Consider the following 8,483-nt stretch of genomic DNA (forward strand, 5'->3'; position numbering starts at 1 on the left):
CGATGATCTCGATTGCGACACGGTGCCGGATGGCACCGATAACTGCCCGGCTGTTGCCAATCCGGGCCAGATCGATTTCGATACCGACGGGATCGGCGACGCCTGCGATACCGACGGCTGCACCGATGATCTCGATTGCGATACGGTGCCGGATGCAACCGACAACTGCCCAGCCACCGCCAATTTCGATCAGGCTGATTCCGACACCGATGGGATCGGTGACCTGTGTGACACCGGCGGCTGCCTTGACGATCTCGACTGCGATACGGTGCTCGATGCAGCCGATGCCTTCCCGGACGATCCTGCGGCCAGCGTCGACAGTGATCAAGACGGATTTCCGGATGACTGGAACCCCGGCAAATCCGAGGCGGATACCACGACCGGTTTGATTTTGGACGTTTTCCCGACCGATCCGGATGAGACCAGTGATACCGATGGCGACGGCTGGGGCGACAACGGCGACTGCTGTCCCTTCAACAAGCCGATCCATATAGTGGGTGGAGGAGACCACTGGCTCAGTCTGCAGTGGGTTTATGATAATGCACTGGGTTCATTCGGCACGATGCAGGTCCAGGCTTTCTATACCTACGGCCCGTTGGTCCTTGATCAGGACAAGGAGATTACGATCCAGGGCGGCTTCGACTGTGGTTTCACCAACAACTCCGGTGCGCCGACGATCATCGAGTCGCTGCTCATCGACTCCCTGAGCGGCCCGGTAACGGTTGAGAACCTTGTGATTCAATAATCGGCAGCGAGTCGGAGCCGAATGGTGATGAAAGGATAGCGGAGAAAAAATCAAATCCCGCAACCGCGAAAACAGCAAAGGCCGCGAACCTTTTCCAGGTTGCGGCCTTTGCTGTTGCAGGGTGACGGGTGCCGGCGATCAGACTTCGTCATCATCGAGATCAGGGTCGATATCCTCCTCGTCCTCTTCCTCCTCGTCCTCCTCTTCATCCTCCTCGACTTCGTCACTGTCGGTGGTTTCTTCGTCATCCTCGTCATCATCATCGATCCCTTCTTCCTTTCGCACCGCTTTGGGGATCTTGGAAGGGGGGAGGACCACTTCAGTGATTCTTTTCACTTCCGCCTCGACAACCGGGTCGGCCATGCAGATCAGACAGTCTGCAACATGGTTGCGCATGAACTCGACCATACGGGCCGGGGCCATTGATTCATCCTGGACCTGGATATACCAATTTTTAATAAGCTTTTGCAGACGCTCGCATTCCATTATTTGATGGGCTCCTGATCGGAAATCTTTGTGGCGTCTATGGGACACCGGGTTATTCTCGGCAACGCTGGATCGAAAAAAACACTGCGTTTATTTATCGTGTGCAGTGATTTCTGCTGCTGTTAACTGCAGCGAGAGTGATATCTCGGCCAAATTATAAAAAAAAGTAATGGATATCAATAGATAACTGTAAATGGAATCACTTTTTTGTTTCGCTTGCGATTCAAACTGAGTCGAGCTGCTTGTCGGCTCGGACAAAACTTATCCCCGCAGGGTGAAAGAAAAGGGTTGTCAGCTTCATGAATGGCAATTATCATTTGCTGCTCGGTGGAAGTGGTAAGGGCACTGGTGGCTCTCCCGGACTTCAAATCCGGTGTACCGGGTTAACAGCCTGGTAGGTGGGTTCGATTCCCATGCACTTCCGCCATTTTTTTGCCGTCTCACTCAGCGCTCCTCGCGGCCGACTTTACGGGTCGTCATAAAAGAAGAGATCGTCATCGTCATCCTGATTCTTGTCTTCCATTAGAAAAAAACCGATATTCGGGTCGTTTTTGTCTTTGGGGAAAAATTCGGCCCCGATATATTTTCCGGTAACGGTACGCACGACGACCATTTTCCGGATCAGTCGTTCTCTGCCGCTTTTCTTTAAGGTGAATTGGACAACCAGCTCATCATCCGGTTTGATATCGTGGTGCCCGTTGCTGATAAAGCCGATTCCGTCAACCGAGATGTTTTTGATCACGCTGTTGATTCGTGTCTGGTAGGGAGTTGCCTCCTCGGACCGCATGCGGCCTTCGAGGTTGTCTCTGCTCAGGGTGGTGTAGAAAGCGCTGACATCAACGGGGTACCTTGATTTCTGCCGGAAATCGAGCTGGATATTGAAGCGTTCGCCGCACCGGCACTGAAAGATATAAAAGCCCTTCATCCCGAAAATTTTAACGATCCTGCCGTGGCTGTCGACTATCGAGGGATCGACCCTGTGGGTCCAATGGCACTTCAAACAGGTGATGGAAAAGACTTTATTGTTGTTGAGTGAGGATCTTTGCAAAACCATGGAGCGGTTACTCTGCCTTCTGTTGGAGGAAAGATCTTGAAACGACCAACATGCCTGTTGCTAACAATCTACCTTAGATATCCAGGTCTTCACAAGAGTTAGATTATTATTTCAGCCAATGCCCCTTCGACAGGCCAAGGGTGAGCGGGGGCACGGGTATATCGTCAATACCCCTTCGACAGGTTCAGGGTGAGCGGACTCTCGATTATCCCGCTCAACCTGGGCTTGCGGAAGGACATTGCCTATCCAAACCCGCTCAACCCGGGCTCGCTGAAGGACCCTGGCCGGTCCAAACCCGCTCATCCTGAGCTTGTCGAAGGACGAACGGATCTCAACAACGGGTGCCCCATTGCTTCGCGTTGCTCGGTGTATTTTACCGCCACCTTTCGGGCGATATTCCTGATTCTGCCGATGAAACGGGTCCGCTCTGCGATGCTGATCGCCTTGCGGGCGTCGAGCAGGTTGAAGGTGTGGGAGCACTTCAGGCAGTAATCGTAGGCGGGAAGTATCAACCCCTTGTCGAGAAGCTTCATCGCCTCCCCTTCGCAGTTGTCAAACAGGGAAAACAGAAAATCGACATTGGCCTCTTCATAGTTGAAGGTCGAGAACTCAACTTCGGCCTGATGGAAGATGTCGCCGTATTTCACTTCCTCGTTCCAGGCGATCTGGTAGACGGAGTCGACCTTCTGCAGGTACATGGCGATCCGTTCCAGCCCGTAGGTGACTTCAACGGTGATCGGGTGCAGTTCAAGGCTTCCGGCGTGTTGGAAATAGGTGAACTGGGTGATCTCCATCCCGTCGAGCCAGACCTCCCAGCCCAGGCCGGAAGCGCCAAGAGTGGGGGACTCCCAATCATCCTCGACAAAACGGATGTCGTGATCGAGCGGATCGAGGCCGAAACGTTTGAGGCTCTCCAGATACAGGTCCTGAATGTTCGGCGGCGAGGGTTTGATGATCACCTGATACTGATAGTAATGCTGCAGCCGGTTCGGGTTCTCGCCGTACCGACCGTCGGTGGGCCTGCGCGATGGCTGGACATAGGCGGTTTTCCATGGTTCCGGACCAAGCGCCCGCAGGAGAGTCGCCGGATGAAAAGTCCCGGCGCCGACCTCCATGTCGTATGGCTGCTGCAGAACGCAACCCTGTTCAGCCCAGAAGCGGCTCAGTTCCAGTATGATGTCTTGAAAGTACATAGGATTTTCCTTCGGAAAAAAGTCTGAAGTTTAGAGTTGGAAGTTTGGAGTGCCTAAAGTTGAGGGAAGCATTTGATCTGGTAGTCGCGTTTTTTTAATTACTAAACTGAAAAAACGACAATTTAAAGTCCCGAGGGGTAAAAGTCAAAGATTGATTTAGTTTGTCCCTTTGCCGATAGACGTGAAGATAGCCAGTAATTCAAGGCATTCTTTCTGAATTGAGGCCGTTTGTTCAGGAGCAATGAACTCTGCCTGAGTCATAACTTCAAGCCAGAAATTTGTTTCACTTGCTTCGCTTTCACATATTTTGATCTTGTTTTTAAAATCGGCCTTGCTTCTTGCCCGGTTGGCTTCCCGATAATTCGCCCCGATAGAAGTGCCTGATTTTGTAATCTGGTTTTTCACAACATTCGCCTCAGCAGATTTTGGTAACGCGGTCGAGAGGCGAATAATGCGCACAGCAAAAGCAAGTGTTCTTGCCTCAAGTTTTTCAGCGAACTCTCTATTGTTCATGTATTTTAAGTGCCTGGAGTGATAAGTTCGAAGTACCTAAAGTTAGGTTGCTATTTGAGCAGAAAAGTACATTAACTTCAAACTTTAGGCACTTTCAACTTTTAACTTTAGGCACTCCCAGCTTTTCACTTTGTATTTTAAGTGCCTGGAGCGATAAGTTCGAAGTACCTAAAGTTAGGTTACTATTTGAGCAGAAAAGTACATTAACTTCAAGCTTTAGACACTTTCAACTTTTAACTTTAAACATTGACATGTCTGAATATTTAGATATATAGATAGGTTCTATGGGAGAGAATTGTCTGGAAATATTGGATCAGGCGTCGCTGGAAATGGCCGCCGAATGTCTGAAAACCATTGCGCATCCGTGCCGGTTGCGGATGATCAGCATTCTGCTGCAGCAGGAGTGCTCGGTGGGTGAATTGGCCGAATACTGTGAGATTCCGAGTCACATGGCCTCGGAGCATTTAAGGCTTTTAAAAGACCGGGGTCTTCTGTCCAGCAGGCGAGACGGCCGCAAGATTTATTACAGTGTGGCTGAGCCAGCTCTGGCGAGCATTATCGGTTGTGTCCGCACCAAGTTTCGGTGCGCTTAAAAGTTGTGGTATTCCACAACTTTTAATTAAGAATGAAAAATTAAGAATGAAGAATTGGGTGGGTGAATGCGTGGCGCATCTTTTTCAAGTTCGATGAGCCCACATCCTTCACTTTTAACTCTTCATTATTAACTCTTAACTATTTGTGATTATTTCCGGCTTTGGTGGCCGGCAAGCTTGGGGACGGGTCGCAGGATTCCGGCGGCCTTGAAGTTTCTTAACAGGAATAAGAGGAGAACAACAATGGTTAAAAAATTTGCATCACTAGCCCTGGTCGGCATGCTGGCAATCCCGGCTGCAGCCCTGGCCGAATCCGTGGAAGACCGGCTGGCGGCCCTGGAAGAGAAATCCGAAAGCTGGGATCTTTCCTCCAGAATTCAATGGTCCGGAGATTTCCGTTTCCGGGCTGATTATGTTACCGCTGAGGCTCCTGGGCACTACACCGCTCTTGATATTGCCCGGGGATCGTTGGATTTCGTGGATGTTTTCACACTTTTTGGTACTGAGTCGAATTTTGCAACCTCGACTGTTGGCGTTACTGCAGCAGAAATGGGGGCTTTTTACACTGCAACACTTGGAGACTTGTTTGGTGGAACGGCTTCTGCTGATGCATTAAGTGCAATGAGCAAACTTCAAGGTGTAAGTGGTTTGGGAGCTATGTTTGCGATAATGCCCTCATTGTTGAATAATAATCCGGCGATGACCATAACAGATGTTGCGACAGCTTTTAACGGGATCTTTGGTGGTGGCAAGAATGCTGTTGATCCGATGGCTGTTGCTTCTTTTATGAAAACTCTTAGTGTTGCCGATCGAAACAATGCATTCAATGCCCTCGGTTATGTTGCAGCAAATAACAAGAAAGATTACGACAACGACACAATCTACACCAATCGTTTTCGTCTGAATATGCGGGCCAAGGCCATGGAAAATCTGGAGTTCAAGGCCAGGCTTGCTATGTATAAGGTTTGGGGTATGCAGAACAATGCTGTTGATTATACCTATAACAATGGCTTGGGCGGAGGACCATTCATGTTAAGCTCTCTGGCCTTTGACGGCTCTTCAACCCGTCAGCCGAAAGACAATGTCATGCGTGTTGATCGGGCCTTTATGAACTGGAATGCCATCGGCGGCTCGCCGGTCTGGTTCTCCATCGGTCGTCGTCCGGTAACTGATGGGCCTCCAGCCCATATCCGGATGGGAACCGCCACCAAGATGGCTACTCCGGTTGCCTACATGGATTACCCGTTTGACGGCGCTTCCCTGGGTTATGCCTATGAGAATCTGTTTGGTATTCAGGATGCTCCCGGCCGTGTTCGTCTCTGCTACGGACGTGGATTTGAAGGCGGACCGACTGAGAACAGTAATGGGATTAACGATGTAGATTTTGGCGGACTGAGCTGGGATGTGTACAGCAAGGGCGATCGTTTCTTCAACTTTCAGTCCTTTGGTGCCTTCAATATGTTCAATGTTCCTGACAATATTTCTTTTGTTAATCCTTTTGAATTTGCCAAATGGGAACTTGATAGTACGCAATATAATCCACTGGACAGCACCAAGGATCTTCAGTTGAATCGGACCAATCTTGGTAATATTTATCATACCTCCTCTGTTTATATGAGTAAGGTCGAGGCGCTGAATTATTTTGTTACCCTTGGCTGGAGCCGCACAGACGCAAAAGGCTATGATGAGCTGGGTACCAGCCTTCTTGGTTCCTGGTGGGACGAGCCGACCGACCGTGATGGGTATTCGGTACTTGTTGGTGTTCGGTACGATCTTGATGATATGGGGCTGAAATTCGGTGCTGAGTACAACTGGGGTTCCGAGTACTGGATCTCGTTTACCCCGGGGCATGATGATCTGTATGCCTCAAAGCTGGCTACTCGTGGCAGCGTAGTTGAACTTTATACAATCTGGGACATTCCGGCTGGCGAGAAGATCTCCCAATTCTCCGATGCCTTCATCCGTCTTGGATATCAGCACTATGACTATGAGTACACCGGCTCCGGTTTTTGGTTGGGCAAGCCTCAGAAAATCGAGGATCTGCAGAATGATCCTATGAATGCCCAGTTCTATGTTCCTGTCGACACCATGGATCAGATCTATCTGACCATGGAGGCGTGGTTCTAAAAGCAGTAGCAGTAAATTCTTTACCTTCATCTCCTGGAGAGGGGGCGCCCGCAAGGGTTGCCCCCTTTCGCTTTTTATAGGACAAAAGAAACCCCTTTTCTTACCACAGAGAGCACAGAGGACACAGAGGTTGTCGCCGAGATAATTGTATTTTCTCTGTGAACTCTGTGTCCTCTGTGGTAAATTTGCGTGACAGTTCGAGTGGGTTGTGGGGATCATTTTCCCCTGATTTTTTTGCGAGACTCCTGCAGTCTCTTGTTAAGACGAATTGAAAAATATGGTGACTAAAATGACTAAATCTCTGTTTGTTGCGTTTTCCTCTGTGCTTCTCTGTTCATCAATTGCCCAGGCCGGCAATTTTACCCTTGGGTTTAATGATTATAGTCTGCAGGCGAGTTTGAGCCAGGTGGTCAGTCAGGATGATCGGGGCCGGTCGGTTCTTCGGGTGGATGGACTGTATAACGACCGGGAGGATTCCAAACTGTTTTCAGCGGCATTGGAAGTCAGTGGTCCGCTCGGCAACACCGGCCTTGAGCTTGGTGCCGGGATCAAGGGCTATTATGTCAAGATCAACAAACTTGATATTGCGGCGGGCGGTCTTGGCGCTCTTGCCGCTTTTACCCCGCCGGGAGTTCCCAAGCTGAAGTTTGCCGGCAATGTCTATTATTGTCCCAAGGTTTTCACCTCTCTCGATGGGGATCGGATGCTCTCTTCCGGGGTGACCGCATCGTATGAGATCGCTTCCCGGGCCGTGGTTTTCCTGGGGTACACCGATACCCGGGCCGATATGGAAAACAACCAGGAGTGGAAGATCGATCGCGGTTTCAGAGGTGGTCTGGCCCTTGAATTCTAAAGGGAATCAGACAGGTGTCATTATTGAATCTGGTTGAGTCCGACGGACTCAGCTTTCTGCAGTTCTCATCTTTGTCTGAATCGGGGCTTACCCATGGCGTGTTCAGTCGGCATGGTGGGGTAAGCCCTTCTCCTTTTCGTTCTCTGAATACCAGTTACGGGGTAGGTGACAGCGAGGCGAATGTTGCCGCAAACCGGCAGCGGTTCAAAGAGGCGCTTGGCGTTGGTACCCTGGTCTCGGCCGTGCAGGTCCATGGCGGAAAAGTCCTTGATGTGACGGAAGAGCCGGAGGGTGATCTTGAGGTTGCAGGATATGACGCCCTGATCACCCGCTGTAATATTGGACTGATGATCCAGCAGGCCGATTGCCAGGCGGTGCTGTTCTTTGCCCCCGACCGGCGGGTTATCGGTATTGCCCATGCCGGGTGGAAGGGGAGTGTGGTCGGGATTCTCGGTGAAACGGTGGCACTGATGGTTGAGAATTACGGGGTTGATTCCGCCAGGATCAAAGCCGCGATCAGCCCTTCACTCGGAGCTTGCTGTGCGGAATTTGTCAATTATCGGCAGGAGCTTCCGGGGTGGATGCATGGCTATCAGGTTGCCCCGAATTATTTTGATTTTCAGGCCATCAGCCGGGCGCAGCTTGTCGAGGCCGGTCTGGCCAAGGAGAATATCAGTGCCGCCCCGATCTGCACCCGCTGCAGCCCTGATTATTTTTCGTACCGGCGGACGAAAACGACCGGGCGCTTTGCTTCGGTGATCGGCCTTGCATGCGGAAGCTAGTGTCACGTCAACTCTGAACCGTCACCTCTTTCTCGTCATTTTTCGCGCCTCCTGCGTTACGTGTTTGGTTGCATAGCGCTGCTATGCAACCAAACACATGCCTTGCCGGCACAAAAAATGCCGGAGAAATAGTATGA

General features: G+C 50.7%; 9 protein-coding genes and 1 tRNA gene. 6 read left to right on the top strand and 4 right to left on the bottom strand.

The features are described 5' to 3' along the window. A partial coding sequence (locus tag KKG35_09365; GenBank protein ID MBU1738335.1) for a thrombospondin type 3 repeat-containing protein occupies window positions 1–745 on the top strand: 745 nt, incomplete at its 5' end. Between the two features lie 138 nt (window positions 746–883). Here the strand turns inward: KKG35_09365 and KKG35_09370 are convergent. After that, window positions 884–1,231, bottom strand: coding sequence for a hypothetical protein (locus KKG35_09370; protein MBU1738336.1), 348 nt, complete (start codon window positions 1,229–1,231; stop codon window positions 884–886). A 329-nt stretch (window positions 1,232–1,560) separates the two neighbouring features. On the opposite strand from KKG35_09370, the gene KKG35_09375 reads away from it, so the two are divergent. Further along, window positions 1,561–1,658, top strand: a tRNA-Sec gene (locus KKG35_09375). Window positions 1,659–1,697: 39 nt separating this feature from the next. On the opposite strand, the gene KKG35_09380 is transcribed toward KKG35_09375, so the two are convergent. The 3 genes from KKG35_09380 to KKG35_09390 form a co-directional block, all read right to left on the bottom strand. Beyond that, complete coding sequence (locus tag KKG35_09380; protein ID MBU1738337.1) at window positions 1,698–2,285, bottom strand: hypothetical protein; 588 nt, start codon at window positions 2,283–2,285, stop codon at window positions 1,698–1,700. Between the two features lie 299 nt (window positions 2,286–2,584). After that, on the bottom strand, window positions 2,585–3,478 hold the full coding sequence (gene glyQ, locus KKG35_09385) for a glycine--tRNA ligase subunit alpha (GenBank protein MBU1738338.1): 894 nt from the start codon (window positions 3,476–3,478) through the stop codon (window positions 2,585–2,587). A gap of 156 nt (window positions 3,479–3,634) precedes the next feature. Continuing rightward, window positions 3,635–3,991, bottom strand: coding sequence for a four helix bundle protein (locus tag KKG35_09390; GenBank protein MBU1738339.1), 357 nt, complete (start codon window positions 3,989–3,991; stop codon window positions 3,635–3,637). Between the two features lie 284 nt (window positions 3,992–4,275). Between KKG35_09390 and KKG35_09395 the strand changes: the two genes are divergently transcribed. The 4 genes from KKG35_09395 to KKG35_09410 all read left to right on the top strand — a co-directional run bounded on the left by KKG35_09395 (window position 4,276) and on the right by KKG35_09410 (window position 8,346). After that, window positions 4,276–4,584: a metalloregulator ArsR/SmtB family transcription factor gene (locus tag KKG35_09395; GenBank protein MBU1738340.1), complete on the top strand. Its 309-nt coding sequence runs from the start codon at window positions 4,276–4,278 to the stop codon at window positions 4,582–4,584. Window positions 4,585–4,827: 243 nt separating this feature from the next. Then, entirely contained in the window at window positions 4,828–6,711 is a 1,884-nt protein-coding gene (locus KKG35_09400) for a DUF3373 domain-containing protein (protein ID MBU1738341.1), read from the top strand. 289 nt (window positions 6,712–7,000) lie between these two features. Continuing rightward, window positions 7,001–7,564, top strand: coding sequence for a hypothetical protein (locus KKG35_09405; GenBank protein ID MBU1738342.1), 564 nt, complete (start codon window positions 7,001–7,003; stop codon window positions 7,562–7,564). Window positions 7,565–7,620: 56 nt separating this feature from the next. Then, window positions 7,621–8,346 carry a polyphenol oxidase family protein gene (locus tag KKG35_09410; GenBank protein ID MBU1738343.1) on the top strand — a complete coding sequence of 242 codons (726 nt, stop codon included), beginning with the start codon at window positions 7,621–7,623 and terminating at the stop codon, window positions 8,344–8,346. Window positions 8,347–8,483 lie beyond the last annotated feature (137 nt).

The sequence above is a fragment of the Pseudomonadota bacterium genome, from assembly GCA_018823285.1.
Taxonomy (GTDB): Bacteria; Desulfobacterota; Desulfobulbia; order Desulfobulbales; family JAGXFP01; genus JAHJIQ01.